The organism is Marinobacter nanhaiticus D15-8W, from assembly GCF_036511935.1.
Taxonomy (GTDB): Bacteria; Pseudomonadota; Gammaproteobacteria; order Pseudomonadales; family Oleiphilaceae; genus Marinobacter_A; species Marinobacter_A nanhaiticus.
This window is the reverse complement of the sequence record NZ_AP028878.1, coordinates 2,737,423-2,760,007: the sequence shown is the minus strand read 5'-3', so window position 1 is coordinate 2,760,007 and position 22,585 is coordinate 2,737,423. Positions and strand designations below refer to the sequence as shown.

General features: G+C 58.3%; 25 protein-coding genes. 12 read left to right on the top strand and 13 right to left on the bottom strand.

Annotated features, from left to right (window positions below; translation table 11 throughout):
- Positions 1–542 precede the first annotated feature (542 nt).
- Both RE428_RS12305 and RE428_RS12300 read left to right on the top strand, forming a co-directional pair.
- Positions 543–2,009 carry a sigma-54-dependent transcriptional regulator gene (locus tag RE428_RS12305; protein ID WP_004582316.1) on the top strand — a complete coding sequence of 489 codons (1,467 nt, stop codon included), beginning with the start codon at positions 543–545 and terminating at the stop codon, positions 2,007–2,009.
- Positions 2,010–2,349: 340 nt separating this feature from the next.
- Entirely contained in the window at positions 2,350–2,565 is a 216-nt protein-coding gene (locus RE428_RS12300) for a hypothetical protein (RefSeq protein WP_004582315.1), read from the top strand.
- 72 nt (positions 2,566–2,637) lie between these two features.
- On the opposite strand, the gene RE428_RS12295 is transcribed toward RE428_RS12300, so the two are convergent.
- Genes RE428_RS12295 through RE428_RS12285 form a run of 3 tightly spaced genes read right to left on the bottom strand, consistent with a single transcriptional unit; the run spans position 2,638 to position 4,854 of the window.
- Positions 2,638–3,165, bottom strand: coding sequence for a DUF192 domain-containing protein (locus RE428_RS12295; RefSeq protein WP_085988672.1), 528 nt, complete (start codon positions 3,163–3,165; stop codon positions 2,638–2,640).
- Between the two features lie 4 nt (positions 3,166–3,169).
- Complete coding sequence (locus tag RE428_RS12290; protein WP_004582313.1) at positions 3,170–3,931, bottom strand: ABC transporter permease; 762 nt, start codon at positions 3,929–3,931, stop codon at positions 3,170–3,172.
- A complete protein-coding gene (locus RE428_RS12285; RefSeq protein ID WP_004582312.1) occupies positions 3,931–4,854 on the bottom strand; it encodes an ABC transporter ATP-binding protein in 924 nt (307 codons plus the stop codon). Before RE428_RS12285 ends, RE428_RS12290 begins: the two co-directional genes overlap by 1 nt.
- A gap of 373 nt (positions 4,855–5,227) precedes the next feature.
- Between RE428_RS12285 and RE428_RS12280 the strand changes: the two genes are divergently transcribed.
- The 5 genes from RE428_RS12280 (at position 5,228) to RE428_RS12260 (ending at position 8,128) form a co-directional block, all read left to right on the top strand.
- Positions 5,228–5,632, top strand: a complete 405-nt coding sequence (locus tag RE428_RS12280; RefSeq protein ID WP_004582311.1) for an MbcA/ParS/Xre antitoxin family protein — start codon at positions 5,228–5,230, stop codon at positions 5,630–5,632.
- Complete coding sequence (locus RE428_RS12275) at positions 5,633–6,325, top strand: RES family NAD+ phosphorylase (protein ID WP_004582310.1); 693 nt, start codon at positions 5,633–5,635, stop codon at positions 6,323–6,325.
- Between the two features lie 287 nt (positions 6,326–6,612).
- Positions 6,613–6,990 carry a PilZ domain-containing protein gene (locus RE428_RS12270; protein ID WP_004582309.1) on the top strand — a complete coding sequence of 126 codons (378 nt, stop codon included), beginning with the start codon at positions 6,613–6,615 and terminating at the stop codon, positions 6,988–6,990.
- A 192-nt stretch (positions 6,991–7,182) separates the two neighbouring features.
- A complete protein-coding gene (locus tag RE428_RS12265; protein WP_004582308.1) occupies positions 7,183–7,677 on the top strand; it encodes a hypothetical protein in 495 nt (164 codons plus the stop codon).
- Between the two features lie 136 nt (positions 7,678–7,813).
- Entirely contained in the window at positions 7,814–8,128 is a 315-nt protein-coding gene (locus tag RE428_RS12260) for a hypothetical protein (protein WP_004582307.1), read from the top strand.
- A 42-nt stretch (positions 8,129–8,170) separates the two neighbouring features.
- On the opposite strand, the gene RE428_RS12255 is transcribed toward RE428_RS12260, so the two are convergent.
- From RE428_RS12255 to RE428_RS12220, 8 genes are all read right to left on the bottom strand, one after another.
- Positions 8,171–8,779 carry a hypothetical protein gene (locus tag RE428_RS12255; RefSeq protein WP_004582306.1) on the bottom strand — a complete coding sequence of 203 codons (609 nt, stop codon included), beginning with the start codon at positions 8,777–8,779 and terminating at the stop codon, positions 8,171–8,173.
- Positions 8,780–8,935: 156 nt separating this feature from the next.
- Positions 8,936–10,411: a PhnE/PtxC family ABC transporter permease gene (locus RE428_RS12250; RefSeq protein WP_004582305.1), complete on the bottom strand. Its 1,476-nt coding sequence runs from the start codon at positions 10,409–10,411 to the stop codon at positions 8,936–8,938.
- 17 nt (positions 10,412–10,428) lie between these two features.
- Complete coding sequence (locus tag RE428_RS12245; RefSeq protein ID WP_004582304.1) at positions 10,429–11,079, bottom strand: phosphonate ABC transporter ATP-binding protein; 651 nt, start codon at positions 11,077–11,079, stop codon at positions 10,429–10,431.
- The gene (locus tag RE428_RS12240) at positions 11,079–11,936 is read right to left on the bottom strand and encodes a putative selenate ABC transporter substrate-binding protein (RefSeq protein ID WP_004582303.1); all 858 of its coding nucleotides are present in this window, start codon (positions 11,934–11,936) and stop codon (positions 11,079–11,081) included. Before RE428_RS12240 ends, RE428_RS12245 begins: the two co-directional genes overlap by 1 nt.
- Positions 11,937–12,158: 222 nt before the next feature.
- Positions 12,159–12,971, bottom strand: a complete 813-nt coding sequence (locus tag RE428_RS12235) for a helix-hairpin-helix domain-containing protein (RefSeq protein WP_040883511.1) — start codon at positions 12,969–12,971, stop codon at positions 12,159–12,161.
- A gap of 182 nt (positions 12,972–13,153) precedes the next feature.
- Positions 13,154–13,561: a hypothetical protein gene (locus tag RE428_RS12230; protein ID WP_004582301.1), complete on the bottom strand. Its 408-nt coding sequence runs from the start codon at positions 13,559–13,561 to the stop codon at positions 13,154–13,156.
- A gap of 330 nt (positions 13,562–13,891) precedes the next feature.
- Positions 13,892–15,421, bottom strand: coding sequence for a bifunctional GNAT family N-acetyltransferase/carbon-nitrogen hydrolase family protein (locus RE428_RS12225; protein ID WP_004582300.1), 1,530 nt, complete (start codon positions 15,419–15,421; stop codon positions 13,892–13,894).
- Positions 15,422–15,654: 233 nt separating this feature from the next.
- Complete coding sequence (locus RE428_RS12220; protein WP_004582299.1) at positions 15,655–16,554, bottom strand: type 2 periplasmic-binding domain-containing protein; 900 nt, start codon at positions 16,552–16,554, stop codon at positions 15,655–15,657.
- A 320-nt stretch (positions 16,555–16,874) separates the two neighbouring features.
- Between RE428_RS12220 and RE428_RS12215 the strand changes: the two genes are divergently transcribed.
- On the top strand, positions 16,875–17,456 hold the full coding sequence (locus tag RE428_RS12215; RefSeq protein WP_004582298.1) for a DUF4442 domain-containing protein: 582 nt from the start codon (positions 16,875–16,877) through the stop codon (positions 17,454–17,456).
- Positions 17,457–17,587: 131 nt separating this feature from the next.
- Here RE428_RS12215 and recQ read toward each other — a convergent pair whose 3' ends face one another.
- Positions 17,588–19,432, bottom strand: a complete 1,845-nt coding sequence (gene recQ, locus RE428_RS12210; protein ID WP_004582297.1) for a DNA helicase RecQ — start codon at positions 19,430–19,432, stop codon at positions 17,588–17,590.
- 137 nt (positions 19,433–19,569) lie between these two features.
- The gene (locus tag RE428_RS12205; RefSeq protein ID WP_154660767.1) at positions 19,570–19,743 is read right to left on the bottom strand and encodes a hypothetical protein; all 174 of its coding nucleotides are present in this window, start codon (positions 19,741–19,743) and stop codon (positions 19,570–19,572) included.
- Positions 19,744–19,755: 12 nt separating this feature from the next.
- On the opposite strand from RE428_RS12205, the gene RE428_RS12200 reads away from it, so the two are divergent.
- The 4 genes from RE428_RS12200 to RE428_RS12185 all read left to right on the top strand — a co-directional run bounded on the left by RE428_RS12200 (position 19,756) and on the right by RE428_RS12185 (position 22,568).
- Positions 19,756–20,952, top strand: a complete 1,197-nt coding sequence (locus RE428_RS12200) for a lysophospholipid acyltransferase family protein (protein WP_004582296.1) — start codon at positions 19,756–19,758, stop codon at positions 20,950–20,952.
- An 18-nt stretch (positions 20,953–20,970) separates the two neighbouring features.
- Positions 20,971–21,615, top strand: coding sequence for an acyl carrier protein phosphodiesterase (locus tag RE428_RS12195; protein ID WP_004582295.1), 645 nt, complete (start codon positions 20,971–20,973; stop codon positions 21,613–21,615).
- 97 nt (positions 21,616–21,712) lie between these two features.
- The gene (locus RE428_RS12190; protein WP_004582294.1) at positions 21,713–22,384 is read left to right on the top strand and encodes an alpha/beta hydrolase; all 672 of its coding nucleotides are present in this window, start codon (positions 21,713–21,715) and stop codon (positions 22,382–22,384) included.
- 19 nt (positions 22,385–22,403) lie between these two features.
- Positions 22,404–22,568, top strand: a complete 165-nt coding sequence (locus RE428_RS12185; protein WP_154660766.1) for a hypothetical protein — start codon at positions 22,404–22,406, stop codon at positions 22,566–22,568.
- Positions 22,569–22,585: the final 17 nt, after the last annotated feature.

Below are 22,585 nucleotides of genomic sequence, written 5' to 3'. Positions count from 1 at the left end.
GGGGTGGTACTCATTATCCCAGGTTATGCTTGGGCTATTTGTGGCAGGGTTACTCGATAAAACCGCGCTAAATCAGCGGTGTCGCGGAGTTATACGATGATTTAATAATAATTTTCTATTTCTGGTGTGGTGGGATAAGTCCTTTTATACCGGGCGCTTATCAAAGAAAACGTTCAGCTTCCGAATGGGCTGGATATAACCTGTGCCAGTTGACGCCGTACCCTGCAGGCCTCACTTTGGAGTTACGCGCACCGTTGTTCTGCTCTCCCAGAATCAAATCGGTTGCGCGCGTCGTCGGGCAATGACGGCGTATGCCCGCCTATTCTTCTTCAGAGAGACCATTCAGCCGTTCCCGGAAGGAATCCGCTACTGTCGTCGGGAGGATGACACATGAACTTTCCTGCATGGAAAAGTACTGCTCCACCTTTCCACATCTTCGGTTGCAGACAAACATTGTCGGCACTGTATGCACACCCATTATTTGTCCCCTCGAGTCTATCATTGCCCCCAAAAAGAGGGGGTGGCGTCCCGGGAGGCGCGACTTGAGCGTTTCCGATTTGTTCGCAACCGTATCGGAAGCCGAGAAGCATTCGGTCCCCTCCAAGGACGATTTACCGGTCCTCTTGCTTGAGCCGCCAGGTGGCAATATCGGTCACCTTCTTATCGAGCTACGAGTGCCTCTCACGCTTACGTACGCTGTCGACCAGGCTTGCAGGTCACTACAGAGTTTCTCGCCGGCAACTGTTCTTGTGGTCTTGGACGAGAACGACTCGGGCGGCCTGACGCTGGTTCGCGATGCCGTAAAGGCGGGATCCCGGGTGATCGTTTCCGGGCCTGCCGGGCCGGATGATCTGGCCCGGAAGGCGGTCGAGTACGGCGCAAGTGAGTTTCTCGCGCGCCCGGTAGCGCGTACGAGGCTCTGGTCGGCCTTGGGGAAAGACCCGAAGGACCTGCCATCGGCGCACGAGGTGAACGCCAGGGGCCATGTTGAGGGCACGGGTGGTCAGAGTAACGCTAACTCGAATGCGCTTGAGGACTTGAAACGGGCCAGCCCGGGTTCCCTTCAGATGAAGGCGCTCCTGGAACAGGTGACTCGGGTAGCGCCCACCATGGCGTCGGTACTGATTACTGGCGAAAGCGGCACAGGGAAGGAAGTGACTGCCCGTGCCATCCACGAACAAAGCCGACGCTACGGACAGGCCTTCATACCGGTCAATTGCGGCGCTATTCCTCCGCAGCTGATCGAGAGCGAGCTATTTGGCCACGAGCGCGGCAGCTTTACCGGGGCCGTAAAAGATCGCAAAGGGCTATTCGAGCGCGCGGACGGTGGCACCCTTTTCCTCGACGAAATTACGGAGATGCCGGTTGAGTTGCAGGTCAAGCTGTTGCGGGTGCTCGAGACCTATCGTTTTTGTCGGGTAGGCAGCGAACGGGAGCTTACTACCGATGTTCGCGTGGTGGCGGCGACAAACCGCGACCCGGACAGGGAAGTGGCGGAGGGGCGCCTGCGCGCCGATCTTCTATATCGACTTCGGGTCTTTCCGATCGAGTTGCCGCCACTGCGGGAGAGGAAGAAGGATATCCGAACCCTGGCACAGTATTTCCTGCAGGAGCTCAACCGGATTGAGGGTTGTCCGCCAAAACGGTTCACGAATGAGGCATTGGCCGCCCTGGAAAAATACCGTTGGCCCGGAAACCTGCGCGAACTGAAGAACGTAGTCCGGCGCATGCATATCATGGCCACCGGTGACATCATCGATGCAGACCAGCTGCCCGACGGTTCGTTTGGGAACCATGAGCCGGTCCATCGCCAAGGCGATCAGCTCATCATGGATCTGGGGTGCTCGATTGAAGAACTGGAGCGCGTCGCCATTATCGAGACCCTGGCCCATTGCGATGGTCACAAAGAACGTGCGGCTCGCGTTCTGGGCATCAGTGACAAAACGTTATACAACCGTTTGAAGCAATACGACAGGCTTGGTTTTATGTCGAGGAAGTGCGGTCCTTAAGTGCAGGGTGCGAAGATACCGAAATCCGTGACGAACGGAGGAAAGCTGCTCAACAGGCGGGCGCCAGAGCCAGGGCGGCCGTAGCTGATTCTTCGCCGCACCTTTGAAAACACCCCGGCCTTCCGGGGTGTTTTCGTTTCAGGCTTTGTATTAAAGTTAAGAAATGTCCCAACATATGAAATTGAACTGTCCCGCTTCAGTGCTTAGTCTGCGTGGGCGTTTGAAATCACAGCGCGTCAAATACAGCGTAAGCCTGAGAAGTTCTGTAGCACTACGGACATCTGTCTACCCGATAATTCCGACGACTGCAGTATTGATGGCTCAAAGGAGCGGCAAAAAAATGGCCACTGAACAAGAGAGCTGGAGCGTCGATTTGCCAGGGCAGTCCGCCCTGCATACGTCTGGCTTCTCACTCCGGTTCAACGGAGATCCCCACAGCTCGAATTTCGAGTGCATTCCCCAGAAAACCTCAGCTGCATTGCCCGCGGCTAAGATCGTTGCCCTGATCCGCGAAGGTTGCGAAGCCTATCGCAACTGCTTTTCAAAAAGCGCCTGAGTAGCTGTCGCCTGGATAAGCGTTATTGCCTGGGCTACTTTTTGCCGTGTGCCGCTAGACTAGGTACGTTGCCTAGACCGGCGGCAGGTTGCAGGCTCCCTCCGTGTCCAACCGCATGATGCGGTCGCCTACGCCAATACCTCGTTGCCGGAAGAAGCCCTGGGGCATTTCCAGGGCCAGTTGATATTCAACGCCGGCGGGGTAGCGCGGGCATTGTGTGGCGTCTTCTGAGGCGCAGGGCTGCATCTCGCGGATAGCGCGAATTTCACCATCCCGCCCCGTATACGCAATATCCAGCGGGATAAGGGTGCGGTACATCCAGAAGTTTGCCTCGGGCGGGCGTGTCTCCTGGTAGACGAACAGCATGCCTTCATTCTCGCCGATGGATTCGCGGCCCATCAGTCCGTTCCGACGTTGCGACGAGGTCACGGCTTTTTCCGCAACAATCGGGAAGGTTTCGCTGACGGTTTTCGCGCACAGGTCGACGGTGTCGAGCCGTACCCTGTTCTCACCGGTGGCGTGACACGCGGATAGCGCGAGGAGTGCGCCGGTTAGCACCAGTCTAGAGGGGGAAACGCGAGACATCGAGGAACATGCCATGGGATCAGCTCCGCAGCCGGTAGCCAGTCTTGAATATATAGCCGACCGTTAGAACGCAGGCCAGCAGGAACAGGAAGATCATGCCGGCACTGACCACCACGTTGACGTCGGAAATGCCGTAGAACGCCCAGCGGAATCCGCTGATCAGGTAGACCACCGGATTGAACAGGGTAATGGTCTGCCAGATGGGCGGCAGCATGTCGATCGAATAGAAGGTACCGCCCAGGAACACCAGCGGTGTGACGATCATTAGCGGCACGATCTGCAGCTTCTCGAAGGAATCCGCCCAGATACCGATAATGAAGCCCAACAGGCTGAAGGTCACTGAGGTCAGGACCAGGAAGAAGAGCATCCAGAACGGGTGGTCGATGCTGTAGTCCACGAAGAGACGGGCAGTGACCAGGATGATGATGCCGAGGATGACCGACTTGGTGGCCGCCGCCCCCACATAGCCCAGGACCGCTTCCACATAGGACACCGGCGCCGACAACACCTCGTAGATGGTGCCGGAGAACTTGGGCATATAGATTCCGAACGAGGCGTTGGAGATGCTTTGCATCAGCAGCGACAGCATCACCAGGCCGGGAATGATAAACGCACCGTAGGACACGCCGTCGATATCGCCCATGCGCGAGCCGATGGCGGAGCCAAAGACCACGAAGTAGAGCGACGTGGAAATCACCGGCGACGCGATGCTCTGCATGAGGGTGCGCCACATCCGGGCCATTTCGAATTTGTAGATCGCGCGGATTCCGTGGATGTTCATTATTTCGCCCTCACCAGGTTAACGAAGATGTCTTCCAGGGAGCTTTCCCGGGTGCGCAGGTCCTTGAAGTCGATGCCCTGTTCCGATAGCCGGCGCAGTAACGTGGCAATCCCGGTATGCTCACGCTGGGCGTCGAAGGAATAGATCAGCTCGCTGCCGTCCTCGGAGAGTTCGAGGTCGAGGTCCGCCAGGCCTTCGGGCAGGGCATCCAACGGATTCTGCAGGTGCAGCCGCAGTTCCTTCTTGCCCAGCTTGCGCATCAGGGCATGCTTCTCTTCCACCAGGATCAATTCCCCCCCACTGATGACACCGATGCGATCGGCCATTTCCTCGGCCTCCTCGATGTAGTGGGTCGTGAGGATAATGGTGACGCCGCTCTCGCGCAGCTTGCGGACCATTTCCCACATGTCCCGGCGCAGTTCCACGTCGACGCCGGCGGTGGGTTCGTCGAGGAACAGGATCTGCGGCTCGTGGGAAAGCGCCTTGGCAATCATGACCCGCCGCTTCATGCCGCCGGAGAGCGCCATAATCATCGAGTCCTTCTTCTCCCACAGGGAGAGATCGCGCAGGACCTTCTCGATGTGGGCCGGCTTTGGCGGCTTGCCAAACAGGCCGCGGCTGAAGCTGACGGTGTTCCACACAGTCTCGAAGGCATCGGTGTTCAGCTCCTGGGGAACCAGGCCGATCTTCGAGCGGGCGGCGCGATATTCGGTCACGATGTTGTGACCATCCGCCAGCACGGTGCCGTCGGTGAGGTTGACGATGCCGCAGATGATGCTGATCAGCGTTGTCTTGCCGGCGCCGTTGGGGCCGAGCAGGGCAAAGATCTCGCCCCGATGGATCTCGAGGTTGATGTCCTTGAGGGCGCGGTGGCCTGAGGCGTAGGTCTTGTTGAGATTCCTGACAGAGATATCCGGATGCACGTGCGCTCCTGTCTGACAGAGGGTGGGCCAGACGCGCTGGCCCGCGGTTGGGTTAAGGAAAGCTGAAATTCGCGAATGATCCAGTTTGGTGCGAACGTCACGAGGCTTCCCAAAAGCAGGCGGGCATTTTATACGATTCTGGCGCCCGGCGGGACGTTTTCGGGAATTTCTTTTCTAATTCATAAGGATAACTGTTGAGGCAAGTCATGCCCGGAATCCCGGAGCCAAGCAGGAACGGGCAAGCTAAGGGTATGTCCATATATGTACATAGTTGCGCCAAATGTACAATTTAGTACGTAGGGTGTAGCCTGTTCCAGTGGCTACGCGGTGAAGGGTTTGCTGACCAGAGAACCCACGATTCGGAGGACGCCAGATGACTCAATCCAATGCAACGACGCCAGCGGACCTCAACAACGAGGAGCGCCGGGGGCAGGTCGCGCTCAAGGCGTTCTTCAATATTACGGCGGAGTGGGGGTGCTCCCAGGCGGATCGCCAGAAACTGCTGGGGGACATTGCCCGGTCCACCCTGAACAATTACGCAAAGCTGCCCGCCCAGCGACTGAACCGCGACTTGATGGAGCGCATTAGCTACATCATGGGTATCTACAAGGCTTTGCAGATTCTCTATCCAACGCGAGAATTGGCCGCCCGCTGGGTCCATGCACCGAACAGTGCATTGCCGTTCAACGGTGTAACCGCGCTGGAGTTCATGAAGCGAGGCAGTATCCTGCACCTGGCTGAAACCCGCCGTTACCTGGACGCCCAGCGGGGCTGGTAAATGTCGGATTATCCTGAACCGCAGGCCGTCGTACCGGAATGGGAGGCGCACCGGATCGTGCCCTCCCATTTTCCGCCCATCAACGTGTTCGAGTCGGTGCTCTCCCAGGAGGAGTTCGAGCTGGCGGCGGAAATCGAAGGGTTGACCAACGACCGCCTGCGGGACCTGACCGGCGATATCGAGCGGGTGCCTTTTGAAGACCGTGTCTTCGGCGCCGGCTCCACACCGCTAATGGCGGCTTTTACCCACCTGGGGTCGTCCAGCCGGTTCACCAGCGGTGAGTACGGTATCTATTACGCTGCCAGCACCCTCGAGACCGCCATTCGCGAGACGGTATTCCATCGGGAGCGTTTCCTGCGGGCGACGCAGGATCCGCCCATGGAGCTCACCATGCGCTGCTACATCAGCAAGGTAATGCTTCCGGTGGACGATCTGCGCCCGACAGAGTACGAGGCGTTGCACGACCCGAATCCTGATAACTATCCCCATAGCCAACGCTACGCCGCCCAGCGGCGTGAAGCGGGCAGTCACGGGCTGCTGTATCGCAGCGTGCGCCACCCTAAAGGCGAATGTGTCGCCGCGTTCCGGCCCCGCACGATGGCGCTGCCCTGGCAGGGACCTCATCTACGCTATGTCTGGAATGGCGAAGCGATCACGGACACCTTCCGTATTACCCGTCATCGTTCACTGTAGATCTCGTTTACTTGAAGTGACCTGGCGCGGCGAGGTTGCGGGGTGTTCGGGAGGCGGGTACGACGAACCCGGCAGAATCTCGTTAAATCGTCTAAATTCCAGGCGGAATGGCGTTTTTTGGTGCGAATTCGCCAAAAACCCGTCTCCCTTTTGCGTTAAATTGTGACTGGAAACCGGGTTCTGGCCCGGCATTTTGCTAAAGTCCGCTCAGTCGACCCCAAATCGATCACCCTGAACACAACGGTCCAAGAATAACAACGCCAGACATCCGCAATCGGAGCTTCACCATGCGCGAACGCCGCCGCAGAGAACGACTGCCTTTCATCCAGATGGACGCCCGGGTCAAGGTCAGGAAAGGCCTCTTCTCCAAAAAATGGCTTGAAGTGCAGGTCATGGATTTCTCCAGGCTGGGCATGGCCATCGTCAGCGATGAGGAGTTCAAGGAAGGGGACAAACTCCAGTTCAGCCTTCGGTTGAATACCGAAGTCGGCGACATCACGGTGGAGCAGGCGGAGGCGCTGGTACGTAATTCTCGCGTTGCTGACGATGGCACCATCTACGGTTTGGAGTTTGAGGAAAGCCAGAAAGCAAGCGTCGGCGATTCCCTCGGTCGTATCGAAAACGTGCTGACACGCTTCAAGGCGGTCACTGACCGCATTCGTTAGCCTGTTTTCCTGATATCGCAGAAGTCCCGAAGCATGCTTCAGGCCTGACCCTCGTAGTGTCCAAGTACTCTGGGCGTAGGGGCGTTCGTCCTCAGCGACAGTAGTCTTTGTCCGCTAATTGCCGGACAATGCGGCCCTGGCCGTGAGGCCTGTTCTGGTTGTGCGTTTTGCTTGTGATAGGGGAAGAACTGCTTGCTTCGGGGTTTGCTTGTCGTAGTCTGCATCGCCGGCCTGGTGGCTGCCATCATCTTCGGGCCGCGCTACCTGGCATCGGAAGATGCATGGGTTACCGCATCTCATGAGGCCAATGCCCCGGTCTGCGACCTTGATGCGGGAACATGCCGCTGGGGCGAAGGGGCAAATACCTGGTCGCTGGACCTGGAGCGCACCGGGCCCGCGCCTACTGATGCCCTGCAACTGGTGTTATCAGTGCCCGCCGGAGCTGCGAAAGGGCAGCGCATGGTCGCCATACTGGAAGGTCAATCCATGTATATGGGGCAGTACCCGGTTGCGTTGCAACAGGGTTCGCCGGACGGCAATCGTCTTCGTCTCCATGCGGAATTCCAGGCCCCGCTGTGTACTGTCGATCCGGATATGACCTGGAAGCTGACCCTGAAGCGCGGTACGGAAGCATTGGACATGCCAATGGTTCCGACTTTCCAGACCCGCCACCCGGACGACCGTTAGTCGCTTCCGGCAGTGGCGAGATCAGGCCTTATTCGCGAGGAACGTGACTTCCATCACCGCTCCGGGGATCGCGCTTATCACTGTCATCAAACCGTCGTGATAAACTGCGGCCCAAATTTGCGTCATGGATGATTGTATGGACTACGCCGACGGTGTCCATCAGGTACTGCTGCGTAAGATCAGCAAGGCAGAGCAGGACCTGATGCAGCTCAAACTGGATTATTGCCGTTTTATATTCGGCCTTACCCACCGGAGTCTGGTTAACGCCAAGGGTCAGGTTTGGCAGGTTCAGTCTGTCGACGTCGACAGCATGGTCCGTGAGGAAAATGGCGGATTTTCTCGCCCCGGCTTGATGGGGGTCCCGCAAGGTTCTATGCCTGATGCTCGGCCGGTGCCTCTCGGTAACGATTGGATGGTCGTTGCCGAAAACAGCTTCCAGCCCGGCGGCTAGGAAAGCGGCTCGACTCGCGGGATGGTCGGTGAGTGCGCTGAATCAGATAAGCGCATTGGCTGTCAGCGATGCGTAGAGGGAGTGCTCATCCGGCACGAAGCGATGGGCACACCAATACTCTGCCCCTTCCAATCCATTCCGATAACAGTGCAGGGCGCTGCTACTTGCGGTCAGCGTTGCGAGCATCTGGTGTACTGATACTTCTCCCAAATCAAGCGCATGCTGGATTACCTTTATCGCCGCGTCCGCAATCTTTTCCCGATCGTGTCCATCGCTGAACGTCAGTCCGCATGTGGCACCGTAGAAATACGCCGCGGCCATTACCTTTAAGGGCTTGCTGGCATACTTCAGGTCCAGCCCCTGACGGCGTGTGTCCGTCATCTGCACGCTGGTGAGGATATGTAGCTGGGTGACGAGATCTGCAGTATGGGCAGTGCGGCGCGCGTGCCTCGTGGCTACGCGCTGGTAGGCGTCACGAGTGGCTGTGGCTGCGGTGAGCGAGGCATGGCTGGAACCGGATTCGCCGGCCGGGTGGGTCGTTGTCAGTAAGGGTGTTTCCTGAAACCTTGAAAGCGTGATGATGCGAAATGCCAGTATGCCCAGCAGAAGTGCCAAGCCTATTTCGACCGCGCCCACGATTAGTCCTGTCATAGTGTCCCTGGCCCCGATCCCGTGTTTTACACATCACCGATTAGGCAGCGAAATGTTACGCCAAGAGTGGGGGTGAGTTCGTGAAGAAGCGCAAATCCTGGGGAAAAGGCGGCGCAGGCGATGGGGTGCTGCTGGGGCGTTCGTGTGTCGAGGGTGTTAATGGCCTTCGCAGGTGTGATGGACTTTGAGCTTCAGCCCGGCACGCACACGGCGTGAGATCATATCGACCAGGATGTTCAGCAGGGCCGTGACCAAAATCAGCACGATCGCGCGGTCGAACTGGATGTTCTGGATTGCGCTGTCCACATAAAAGCCCAGGGTGTAGATTCCCAAAATGCCAAGTATCGCCGTTTCGCGCATGATGATTTCCCAGCGATAGAACAGGAATGCGAGGAACGGGCTGTATAGGCGGGGCACCAGTTCGTAGGTGTAGCGGTTGATACCGTGGGGCGCGTCCGGCCGCAACGCAATCTCGTTACTGCGGCGGCCGATCAGGTGGCCGATGATGCCGCCGTTGTGCAGCGCCAGGGCGACGACGGCCGGCAGCATGGATGGTCCCCAGAGTTGCAGGAGAATGTAGGCGAGCATGTATTCCGGCGTGGAGCGGCCAATCACGAGCAGGACATGGCCGAAAGTGCGCCGCACCGGACCGCCGAAGTGCTGCGAGATCAATGGAAAGGCCAGCAGCGTCACTATTCCGGTCAGCACCAGGGCGATCTGGGTCAGCACCAGCGTATTCCAGATGCCGGGAAGCGCCTCGTTCAGTGCCAGGTCCGAAAACCATGTCCAGAGTCCCGCCAGGCCTTCATCGTCGCGAATCGGCGAGGGCACGATATCCTCGGTAAAGAACCGCACCACGTTGCCCCAGACGATAGGCAAGCCGTCGCCCAGGAAGAAAGGCGCCGCCACCACATAGAAGGGAATCAACTTGGGGCGAGCCCAGAGCCGTAGCGTCGCGATCAGCACGTAGAACATCAGCAACAGGGCGCCCACTTCGGAGTAGAACCCCTGGGCGAAGGATGACTCCAGGTAGTAGCCCAACGTCGGCAGTCCCACGAAGCCAAGCACCGCGCTCGAGCGCAGGCCGCACTCGAGCCGGTAGGACGTGTAGGTGATCAGGTGTGGCAGGGCATCCGGTATGCGTGCGTAGAGGAACGCGGATAGCGTGTTTAAGCCGGTCGGCAATACCCGCTCCGGCGTGGGGTCCACCTCATCGAGAATTTCCGAATAGACCTTGGCGAAGATGCCTGCGTAGGGGATGGCGATCGCCAGCACGCCGGTCAAAGGATGGAAGCCGAAGAACTGCAGGAAGATAAGCGCCCAGAACAGCTCATGGATCGCGCGGATAAAGGCACAGAAGACGCGGACGATGCGCCAGCGGAAAGCCAGTGCCAACAGGAAGCCGGCAGCACTCCCAAGCGCCACACCGGTGAACGCGAAGGCCAGGGTGCGCAGCAGGGCGGTGCCAATACCTTCGAGGGAGAAGAAATCCGGTGTCACGATGCCAAGGAACAGGTTGGCCAGGTCTTCCCACGGATTGATCGTGGTCACTGCCAGGTCTGCTGCAAACAGGCACAGGAGGGCGATGCCGACAAAGCAGAGCGTAATGCGGATCGAGGGAGACAGGAACATACCGTCGACCAACGCCCTCAATACAGTGGCAGGATGTCGGCGGGAGAGAGCCGACGGGTGGCGTCGTCCAGGGCGATCTGGCCGTCCCGGATGCCGACGATACGGTCGCAGTAACGTAAAGCCAGGTCGATATCGTGCAGGGCGATAACGCTGGTAGCGTAGGCCTCAGAGATCAGTCCCATGACGACATGGGCCAACGGTCCATCAAGCGCGGAGACAGGTTCGTCGGCTAGCAGGATAGCGGCCTTCTGGTACAACGCACGGGCGACGGCGGTGCGTTGCTTCTGGCCGCCCGAGAGGGCTTCCACCGGTTTTCTTAACTTGTCGACGATGCCGAGACGTTCCAGTAAGGGGCTGATTTCCTCCAGCTCGCGCCGACGTGGCCATACCAGATTGAGGATGTTGTACCACCGTGGATTGGCGGAAAGCCGTCCCATATAGACGTTATGGAAGACGGACAGGGACTGGACCAGCCCCTGTTCCTGGGGCACCAGCGCTGCCCGGTCCCGCACCTGCTCGTAGAGCAGGTTCAGCAGGGTGGATTTACCCGCCCCGCTGCGCCCGACCAGGGCAATATGCTCTCCCGGCCGGATATCCAGGGAAATGGGACCGAGGACCTGCTGGCCACCGTAAGCGGCCGTGAGGTTGCGCAGGTGCACTGCATCCATCAGTCGATGATTCCGATCTTTTCAGCCGTATTCCGGATCGACTCGTAATCCTCGTTGCTGGCGGGGATAAACGCGGACCGGGGGAATTTATTCAGCAGTTCGGGATCGTCCATGTTGACCAGCGCCTGCTGGACCTTCTCCTTGAAGCCATCACCGAAACGTTCGTTGACGTCACCGCGGATGGTCCACTGGTAGTCCTGGTAGGGGGGCGTCTCCCAGATTACGCTGACGGCGTCGGTGTCGACTGTGCCTTCTTCGATTTCGCTTTCCCAGACAGCGTAATTCACTGCGCCGACTTCATAGGTGCCCGCTTCAACCAGGCGGATCGTGCGGGAATGATTGCCGCTGAAACCGACGCGGCTGAACACCTCTTCCGGCGCCGCGTCGAAGGTTTCACGGATGTAGTACTCGGGCATCAGGCGACCCGAAGTCGAGCCTTTTGAGCCAAAGGTGAAGGTCTTGCCCTCGATGGCTTCCGGAAGTTCCTCGGACGGTTCGATACCGGTGCTCTTGTGGGCAATAAAGTACGTGACGAACTGGGTGTCTTCCTCGCCCTGGGCGATGGCTTCGGAGCCGGGGACCAGCGCGCGGGCCTGGACGCCGGACAATCCGCCGAACCAGGCAAGCTGGACCTGGTTGTTGCGGAACGCGGAAACCGCAGCCGCGTAACTCTTCACCGGGATATAGCGCACGTCCACCTCGAGCTGTTCGGACAGATAATCCGCCACGCTCTGGAAACGTTCACGCAACTTGGTTTCGTCCGCATCCGGAATCGCTGTAAATACGAAGGTCTCCGCCATGACCGGCGAGACCAGCGCCAGCGAGAGCAACAGCGCGCGTTTGAATGGTTTCAGCATGTTCTTGGGCTCCTTGTTAGGCGTATCGCCGATAGTCCCTCGGCGTTATTTTTTCGTCGCGAAATCATAATCGCTCCTGGCCCACTCATGAAGGGGCGCTCCGGGTATTCAATAACATACGAAGGAAACCAGCGGATGGGAGCAACCGGAGATCGGGCGGAGGTAGAGACGTTTGGCGGGTACCCGGTGTGGCCGCCCCGAAAGACGGCCACATCAGGCTGATCAGGACAGCAGCTTCTTTGCTTCGTCCGACCAGGAGTCGAAACCTTTCATGTTGGAGAAGTCTTTCATCTTCTCCTTTTCCTCGGCGGTCGGGTCGGCGATCTGTTTGATGGAAGTGATGCCCATCGCCTTCAACTTGGTGGCTGTCGCCGGGCCAAGGCCTTTGATCTTGGTCAGGTCGCTCTCGTTGACGGTTTTGGGCTTGGCAGTTGCCGATGTTGTCTTGGCTGCAGGCGCTTTGGATGCTGAAGTTGCAGCCGAGCCTGTAGTCGTCGTAGAGGTAGACGCCTTGGCGGCTGAAGCCGGCTTACTCGTGGACGATTTAGCAGCTGAAGATGACTTGGCAGTCGATTTCTTGGCAGCCGGCTTTTTGGTCGGTGACTTTTTCGGAGCGGCCTTCTTGGCAGAGGTCTTGGCTGAATCGGCAGATTTGGCGGCCTTGTTCGCAGCCGACTTGGCTTTTGGCGGCGCGGCCTTGGAGGCGGCAGAACTCGCTTTCTGGGCCGTCTGCTTGGTCTCTTTCTCGACCTCCTTGCCGGCAAATCCCACACGCTCAAGGATGGCGTGCTGCAGGTCGTGGAACTCCTTCATCCGACGGTCCAGCTCGTCGTTGAAGCGCTTGAGTTCGCGCTCACGCAGCTTTTCCACCTCGTCAAGCAGCTTGCGGATCGGCTCCTGGACCTGACTCTGCAGGGAATCAAACTGCTTGAACGCATCGTTGATGAGCTTTTCGAGCTGGGTGGAGGTCTTTTCGAATTCCTTGTTGACCTTCTTGACCAGCTTATCGACACCTGCTTTTTCTTTCTTTGCCATGTCCATTCCCCGTTTCTTTGGTTAATACATAAATCCGATTAATTCGCAAAGTCCCGGAAATTGAGAAGGGGGGTGCAAACTGTAAAATCCCTTTTCCGTGTTCCGGCTGTTCCTTGATTGTGCTCCGTATCGCGCCACGTCAATGTGCTACAACCATCCTGGCGCCAGGGTCTGTTCAGTGTTCAGGCCATTTGTGTTGCTCTCGGACCGGGATGGCCGCGACGAGACCGCAAACTCTGCTTGCGGTTTAGCACTTCCTGGATACGGGTAAGCTTGCCTTCCAGATCCGCAGAGGGCGGCCCTGAAAAATCAATGGAATAGAAGAAATTGCTACAGTGTTTCTTTACCTCTACCACCAGCCCTTGCAGTCCTTCTGCCTGGATGTTTTCGAAGGGCATTTTCATGATGAGGTCGAACAGGAGCGTGTCGCCAGGCTCGAAGACCTTGTCGGTCTTGAGGATACAACCGTACTGATCCAGCCCGAAAACGCGGGATTCAACGGTCTCCTTCCTGAACAAACCGCGCTTGAGACGGAAGCGGGCCGTCAGGTCGGGTAGGGGCTGTGTGACTGAGAAATCCAATCGGTCCATGGGCAAAAACCGTATCAACGGCAAGCTTGTAATACACGTGGGACAGATCCGCTCTGCTTTCGATCAATGTCTGCTGTCGGTATCCGACAGCTATCTACAAAAACCGGGTGCAAAAACCGGACTGAAGCCAATAATTTTGGCGATATTGCTCAAACTGTAGACAGATTAAGGAAATATCGCAACGTGATCAGTTCTGTACATTAAACTTTTCGACACTTTGTTCAAGTTTAACCCGTGTCGGATAAGGCCAGAAGCAGCCGCATAGTAACCATTCGTGACTTTTTGTGCCACAGGGCCCGCGCTTTGTTGCGGGCCCTTGTGACGCTTCACTTATTTCTGTGAATTCATCTTCACGGCATACATGTCGGTGCGGCGATCCTTGAGGTTGGTCACCGAGCCCTCGTCGCGGACCAGTGTGAGCTTCGACAGGTCCATGTCCGAGAACATGATCATCTCCGTGTTCGGCGTCGTTTCCGCCATTACCGCGTCATGCGGGAAGGCAAAGTCCGAGGGCGAGAATACGGATGACTGGGCGTACTGGACGTCCAGGTTCTCCACTTTCGGCAGGTTGCCCACACTACCGGTGATCACCACGTAGCATTCGTTCTCGATGGCCCGGGCCTGGGCACAGTGCCGCACCCGCAGGTAACCGTTCTTGGTGTCTGTCCAGAAGGGGACGCAAATGATGTCTACGCCCTGGCTGGCGGCAATCCGGCCCAGCTCCGGGAACTCGATGTCGTAACAGATCAAGATGGCGACCCGGCCGGCGTCGGTCTCGAATACCTCGAAATGGTTGCCGCCTTCGATGACCCAGTCGCGCCGCTCGTGCGGGGTGATATGGATCTTCCGCTGCTCATCTACCCGGCCGTCCCGGTGGCAGAGGTAGGACACGTTGTAGAGCCGGTCGTTGTCCAGCAACGGCATGGAACCGGTGACGATATTGATGTTGTAACTCACCGCCATTTCCGACATCTGGTCCCGGAACTGCTTGGTGAAGCCCGCCAGGAAACGGATGGCCCGAGTCTGGTCCAACTGGTCGGTAAGGCCCATCAGCGGCGCGTTGAAAAACTCCGGGAACAGGGCGAAATCGCTCTTGTAGTCGGACAGGGCATCCACGAAGTACTCCACCTGCTTGAGCACTTCCTCGACAGAAGTGAATTCCCGCATTTGCCACTGCACGGCACCCATGCGCACGTTGGTCTTGCGTGTTTTCAGCACCGGTGCGGGCGGCGTGTAGAGGATGTTATTCCACTCGAGGAGTGTGGCGTATCCCATTGATTTCTGGTCTTCCGGAAGATACTTGTGCATCAGTCGGGTGACCTGGAAATCGTTGGATAGCTGGAACGTCAGGATCGGATCGTAGATCTCCTTGCGATCTACCCGTTCGATGTATTCCGCCGGTGTGAACTGGTCGGAGAACTTGTGGTAGTTGGGGATACGCCCGCCCGCAAGGATTGCCCGATAGTTGCGGGTACGGCACAGCTCCTTGCGTGCTTCGTATAACCGCCGGCCAAGGCGGTAACCGCGGTAGTCCGGGTGGATGAAGACGTCCAGCCCGTACATGGCGTCGCCGACCGCGTCGTGGCGAACGCGCTCGTTCTTGAGGATCAGGTCGTCGTAGGTGTGCGGGTTGCTGAAACGCTCGTAGTTCACCAGTACGGTAAGCGCCACAGCGATGAGTTCGCCGCTGTCCTCGATACAGATCTGCCCATCAGGAAACTTCTGGACCAGTTCCTTGATCGTCTCTTCTGGCCACGCCCCGCCGATATCATCGTAGATCCGATCCATCAGCTGCTTAAGCTGCGGATAGTCCTCTTCGGTCAGGTTGCGGAGATTGAGATGCAGTTCTTCATGAGCCATTCAGCGTCTCCCGAGGCCGGAAAAATCAAGGGTGATAAGCGGTAAGGATAACAGATGGAAACGGAGGTCGATTAAATCAACCCCAAGCCGGTAGATATCCGTTCTTGGGTAACGTTAACTACTCTCGGACTTGCGCGCTATAACGAGCAGGCGTTGGACCATGGGGCTCCACGATCGTTCCATTTGCGTGAGCAGCAAACTGGAGCGCGTCAAAGTCTGTTCGCAAACCGGGTTCAGTTGGGTACTGGAGGTGCCTTGTCGCCCAGCTGGATCCGTACTTTCATATGCTGCAGGACATCTTCGCTGATGCCTTTTTCGCCGCCGGGGAGCCAGGGGTTGCCCAACTGGAACACCCGGCGGTTGGAAAGTTGTAGCTCTTCCAGCGGTCGGGTGAAGTAGTGGGCCAGGTATTTCAGGAAACTGCCGTCCACGATTGCCCGTTCCAGGCCCAGCTGGATACGCATGGCCAGGGCCATGTCACTGCGGCCCACGAAGAAATAGGACGGCATGGGATAGGTGAACAGCAGGTCCGGCTCGATCACCAGGCCATCGTCCTGCCGTAGGTCCAGATCGTAGACCACTTCGCTGACGCCCCGGGCAAAACACTCGAAACGCCCGCCCGCGAGCATGTCGAACAGGCTCTCGTATCGGGTGTGGGTCACTACCTTAAGGCCGTTGGCCTCGAGGATCTGGGTGTCGGGCCAGTGGCGGCCCTGACCGAAGCGGATATTCCCCGCGCGTAAGTCGGCTAGGCGAGTAATTCCCTCGAACCTTGATAGCATTTGTGGTGTCGTCACGCAGACGCGGTAACCGAGCAGGCCGCCATCAATGGGAATGGTGACCGCCAGCAGGTTGTTTTCCCGTTCAGGCGTGGTTGCGACATTGGCAACCTGGACGGCGTGCCCGTTGTCGTTGCTCAGTTCGCGGAGCGCCCGGCCCTGGTTCATCTCCTGGCTGCGAGTGATGAGGTAGGGGCCGTACTCGGGTGTCTTGCGTAAGGCGAGATCGAGCAGGGCGCGTATGGCCGGGCTATCGTAATTGCGGTACCAGAGGGTAACTTGCTGTGCAGACTCGATGTCTGCTGCTTGACCGTCTTCCCGCGCCACAACCGCGAACGTCGGCGTACTGGTCATGGCCAGGCCGGTTATCAATGTACTGCCAGTGGCCAATGTACTAAAGAGAAGGAAAAGAAAGCTATGGCTCCAGCGACTTGGGATATGTCGACATCCGGAGACTAATCCTGATCGCAACAACACGGCGTATCCTATGCTGTACTGCAAGGAATCCCGCGAACCGCCCCTAGGTTGAGCGCCCCACGCCCTAATTCTTCTCTCCAGTGTAGCGGCTGATTTTGCGTTTACGCTCGCGTAAGCATTAAATCGTGAAAAATGTTGTAACCGACTGTCGGATCTGTAAATCTCGCCCCAAAGTGATTGATGAGGGAACGAGTGCCATGGCCATAAAAGATCGACTGATAGGCGTGACCAGCGACTGGCTCTCGAGCCTGGATCCGGATGCGGGGCTTGAAAAACCCTGGAATTGGCTGCAGCGCCAGGGCGGCTATCGGATGGTCAACCGACTCGTTGGGCAGGCCATTCCGTTCGCGCCCCGCAACCGGTTCCGGGTGGAGGATGTCAGACCGGGCTACGTGCGGGCCCGGATATCCATCAAGGGCAACCGTAACCATTTCGGCAGCCTGTACGCCGGCGCCTACTTCCTCGTGGCGGAAATCCCCGGCGGGGTGCTGACCCTGTTCGATATGGGGCCGCGCTACATCCCGATCCTCAAGGAGATGTCGCTCCAGTTCCTGCAGCCATCGGATTCCGATGTCACGATCGAATTGCAGCTTTCCGAAGAAACCCGCAGGACCATCAAAATGGATGCGGACACCACCGGCCGTGCGGCGTTTACGCTGGAAGGGGAGTTGAAGGACACGGACGGCAACATCGTCGCGCGCTCGACGGCGCATTATCGGGTGAAGAAACAGGGGTTTGAGGCAGAAAATGCGAATGTAGGTCGGGTTAGCAACGCGTAACCCGACATGGAGTTTAAGATGTTCCCGCAACCTCTCGTAATACAACGAGTTTGTCGGGTTACGCGTTGCTTTTACGCCCTTGGGTGAACCCGACCTACGTTTCCGAAGCTTCCCCAGGAGCCTTGAAAGCTTCACTCCATCGACGCAATAACCTCAAGAAACGCCTGCCCATACTTCTCAAGCTTGGCCGCGCCAATGCCATTGACCTCGCCCATCTCGTCCAGGCTTTTCGGCCGGCGTTCGAGCATTTCCAGGAGCGTGGTGTCGTGAAAGATCACGTACGGCGGCACGCCCTGTTCGTCCGCCAATTCCTTACGCTTGGCCCGTAGCGTATCCCACGCGGCCTGGTCCTCGATGACGATCGCACGTTTGGCCGAACCGCCGCCGGACTTGGTTTTGCGTTTGGTTTCGGGATCGCGCCGCAGCCAGACGGTTTCCTCTCCCTTCAGCAACGGTCGGCAAATCTCCGTGAGGCTCAGCGCGCCGTAGCCTTCGGCATCGGCCTGTAAATAGCCACCAGCCACGAGCTGGCGGAAGACGCTCTTCCACTGCTGGGTGGAGAGCTCCTGGCCAATGCCATAGGTGCTGACCTTGTCATGGCCCTGGCTCAGGACGCGTTCGTTCTCGGAGCCGCGCAAGACATCGATCAGGTAAGTGACGCCAAAGCGCTGGCCCGTGCGGAAAACGCAGGAGAGGGCTTTCTGGACGGCTACGGTACCGTCCCAGGTTTGCGGCGGCTCGATGCACGTGTCGCAGTTGCCGCAGGGTTGTTCCAGGTCGTCGCCGAAATAGCGAAGCAGCGCTTTGCGGCGGCAGGACGTTACTTCGCAAAGGCCGAGCATGGCATCCAGTTTCTGGCGTTCAACCCGTTTGAAGTGTTCGCTACCCGGCGACGATTCCAGCATCTGACGAAGCTTGATGACGTCCTGCAGGCCGTAAACCATCCAGGCGTTGGAGGGGGCACCATCACGTCCCGCGCGGCCCGTTTCCTGATAGTAGGCCTCGATGCTCTTGGGCAAGTCCAAGTGGGCGACGAAACGGACGTCAGGCTTGTCGATACCCATGCCGAAGGCGATGGTGGCCACGATGATGACGCCGTCTTCCCGCAGGAAGCGCTCCTGGTTTGCGGCTCGGGTTTCTGCCGGTAAACCGGCGTGGTAGGGCAGTGCGACGTAACCCTGTTTCGCCAGCATGTCCGCGGTGGCTTCGACCTTGTTACGTGACATGCAATAGACGATACCGGAGTCGCCTTGATGTTCCTCTTTAATAAAGGCCAACAACTGCTTGTTCGCGTTGTCTTTCTGCGTGATCCGATACTGGATATTAGGGCGGTCGAAGCTACTGATGAAGTGCCGCGCCTGCTGCAGGTGCAGGCGTTCGGCGATCTCCTTGCGTGTACGTTCGTCGGCGGTGGCGGTCAGGGCAATCCGGGGGGCCTGCGGGAACTCCCGCTCCAGCATGTCCAGCCCCAGGTAGTCTTCCCGAAAATCATGCCCCCATTGGGAAACGCAGTGGGCTTCGTCAATCGCGAAGAGGGAAATGGGCGCCTCTTGCAACAGCTGCTGCATACGTGGCTGCAGCAGTCGTTCAGGCGCGCAGTACAGTAAATCCAGTTCGCCGCGGACCAGGGCGTTCTCGATATCTCGCGCTTCCTCCGGCCACAGCGTCGAATTGAGGAAGGCTGCCCGCACACCCAGTTGGTTCAGGGCGGCCACCTGGTCCTGCATCAGTGCGATCAGCGGTGAGATGACCACGCCAACCCCGGGCCGTACGATCGCTGGCACTTGATAGCACAGTGATTTGCCCCCGCCGGTGGGCATGAGTACCAGGGCGTCGTTGCCGCTCACCAGGGCATCCACCACCTCGCCCTGTAACGGGCGGAAGTCTTCAAAACCGAATACCTGGTGCAGCACTTCCTGTGCGCGGGCTTTGAGACTGGAGAAATCAGAGGCAGGGGGTGTGGCCGTGAGGGTCATAAACCGAACCGGGAAGAGGGTGAATTCAGCGGGCAAGTCTACCAGAGACCGGGAAAGCGCTGAACAGAGTCCGGTCTCCCTCAGACTGCAAACCGACCACACCACCAACCCGTTCTTGCGTAGGCTTTTGCTTACAATTAGCGCAGGTGGTTCACCGAGGCTTCACGCAGGTAGAATGTCGCATCGTCGGCGGGCACGCTACAATCGAACGCTTGAGCGGTATACTGCGCGCCATTGGATCGGCGCTTCGATCGCCGTTCGACCACAAAACGTGCAGCGATAATAAGTACCGTCATAATAAGTACAGTCATAATAAGGACACCATGCAGGATTTTGATTCAATTCGGCCCTACCGGGACAGCGAAACCCGCGAAGTGCTGGACAGGTTGGGGAGTGATCAGGAGTTCCTTGGACTGATCGGTCGTTTCAAGGCCCCGACACTGACACGGCTGACCCCCGGCCTTACGCGGTTCTGGATTAGACGCTGGCTGCAGAAGGAGTTTGGTGACGCCGAGACGATCGATGCGTTGCAGGCCAGGCTCTATCATTTCGTGGACCAGCTGGTTCACAGCACAACCACGCGGGTGACCCATTCGGGGCTCGAACAGCTGGACCGCAACACCGCCTACCTGTTTATCTCCAACCACCGGGACATCGTGTTCGACCCCATGGTGGTGAACTACCAGTTGGTCACCAACGGTTTCCGCACCACACGGATTGCGATCGGCGACAACCTGCTGCAGAACCGTTTGTTCGCCGAATTGATGCGACTGAACAAGAGTTTCGTGGTTAAGCGCAATATGTCCAGCCCGCGGGAAATGCGTGATACCTACCAGACTCTGTCGGCCTTTATCCATCACTCTATCGAAGATAACCAAAGCATCTGGATCGCCCAACGGGAAGGGCGGGCCAAGGATGGGCTGGATATCACCGACCCGGCCATCATCAAGATGTTCCATATGAGCCAGAAAAAGACCGGCCGCAGTTTCGCCGAGTCCATGAATGGTCTCAATATCGTGCCGGTGTCCATTGCCTACGAATACGATCCCTGCGACGTACCCAAGGCCCGGGAGCTGGAAGCACGGGCGCGTACCGGCAGTTACCAGAAGCATGCCGATGAGGACACCAGTCAGATCATGCAAGGACTGACCGGCTATAAGGGCCACGTGCATGTGCATTTTGGCGCGCCAATTACCGATTCGCCGGACACGGCGAAAGAGCTGGCCGAGCGGATCGACGCGGATATGCATCGACACTACCACCTGCATGCGTCCAACCTGATTGCCCATGACATGAGCCAGGTGCACCAGCTCAGCCATCACACCGAACCGCAGGTGCCGGAGACCATCGAGACCGCCGAGGCCTACACGCCCGCGGATATGGAAGCGGCCCAGGCCGAACTGGAGCGACGGCTGTCCCACACCAGCGATGCCTTGCGTCCCTTCCTGTTGGCGATGTACGCCAATCCGGTATCCAGTATGCTGAAGGCCTCCATGTCCACACCCGGGAACAGGCCTTAACCTCGCGGGAGCGCGCCGATGAACCACCTGGCCCATCTGTTCTTCGCCCAGCCGACGGTGCAGTCCCGGGTGGGCAACCTGCTGGGTGACTTCGCCCGTGGCGTGAAGGCGGATGAGCTGCCCGAGGCCATCCGGCGGGGACTGGAGAACCACTGGGCGGTGGATAGCTACACGGACCAGCATCCTGAAGTCCGGGCTTCCAAGGCGCTGTTCTCATCGCGACGCAGGCGATTCGCCGGCATTGCACTTGATGTGCTCTATGATCATTTCCTGATCATCCATTGGGCTGATTTCGCCGACCGGCGCCGCAACGCGTTCGTTGGCGAAGTCTACACCGACCTCGAACAGGGCCAGGAATTGATGCCGCCGCAGATGGCTCGGGTGGTGGAGCGCATGATCCGCCACGACTGGTTTACCGCCTACGGTGATCTGCAACAGATTGGTTTCGCCCTCGATCGCGTGGCAGAGCGAATCCGGTTTCTTAACAATTTCGATGGTGCGGTGGAGGAAATCGAGGCCCACTATGGTGAACTGGAAGCTCATTTCCTGCGTTTCTTTCCGGACCTGATCACCCATATCCAGGACCGGGCGATCGAAACGCCGATGAACGGGCCGTCAGGTGAGTCCTGGCCTTGGATTCGTTACAATCCCGGGCAACGATGAGGGCTGATGTCCTGAAGGCCGGCCCGGCGTATTTTTCCCGGCATTAGTTTCACACGTCTTCCCAGGCGACCATTTCCATTTTATAGATTCCGACGAGGTGCGCGTGACCACACTGAGCTATATCGAACTCGAAACCCGTTCCGATCCGGACTCTGCGGTTATCTGGCTGCACGGCCTTGGCGCCAGTGGCCACGATTTCGAGCCGGTGGTCCCCGAGTTGCGGCTGCCGAAGGACGCCGGTGTACGCTTTATTTTTCCCCATGCGCCGACCCTGCCGGTCACCATCAATGGCGGTATGCACATGCCCGCTTGGTACGATATCAAGGCGATGGACATCGACCGTACCGTGGATGAGGAGCAGTTGCTGAAGTCAGCCGAGGCCATTGGCGAGCTGATCGAGCAGGAGATCGAGCGGGGCATCGACAGTAAGCGCATCATCGTGGCCGGTTTCTCCCAGGGCGGGGCGGTTGCCTACCAGGTGGGTCTGGCTTATCCCAAGCCGCTGGCTGGTATCCTGGGTCTTTCCACTTACTTCGCCACCTTCAAGTCCATTAAACCCTCCGATGCCAATCGCGAGATCCCCATCCGTATCTATCACGGTACACACGACCCGATGGTGCCTGAGAGCCTGGGGCGCCAGAGTTACCTGAACCTGGAGGAGATGGGCTACAACGTCCGTTACGGGACCTATCCGATGGATCACAGCGTGTGCCTGGAAGAGATCCTGGATATCGGCAAGTTCATCACCGAGCACCTGAAACTCGCCTGACCAAGGGGAGTTAAGTGTCATGACGCCCCGAGGGATGATCGTCCGTGTCGCGCTGATCGCCGTGTTTATTATCACGGTATCGGCGCTGGCGAAGGGCGTGCTATTCGGCACCGCCCTCGCGCCCGACGCATCCGGTCGTCAGCCTGTCGAGCACAACAAGGATGAGGGCGACGGACAGCCTTGAGCGATGAGCAGCGATAG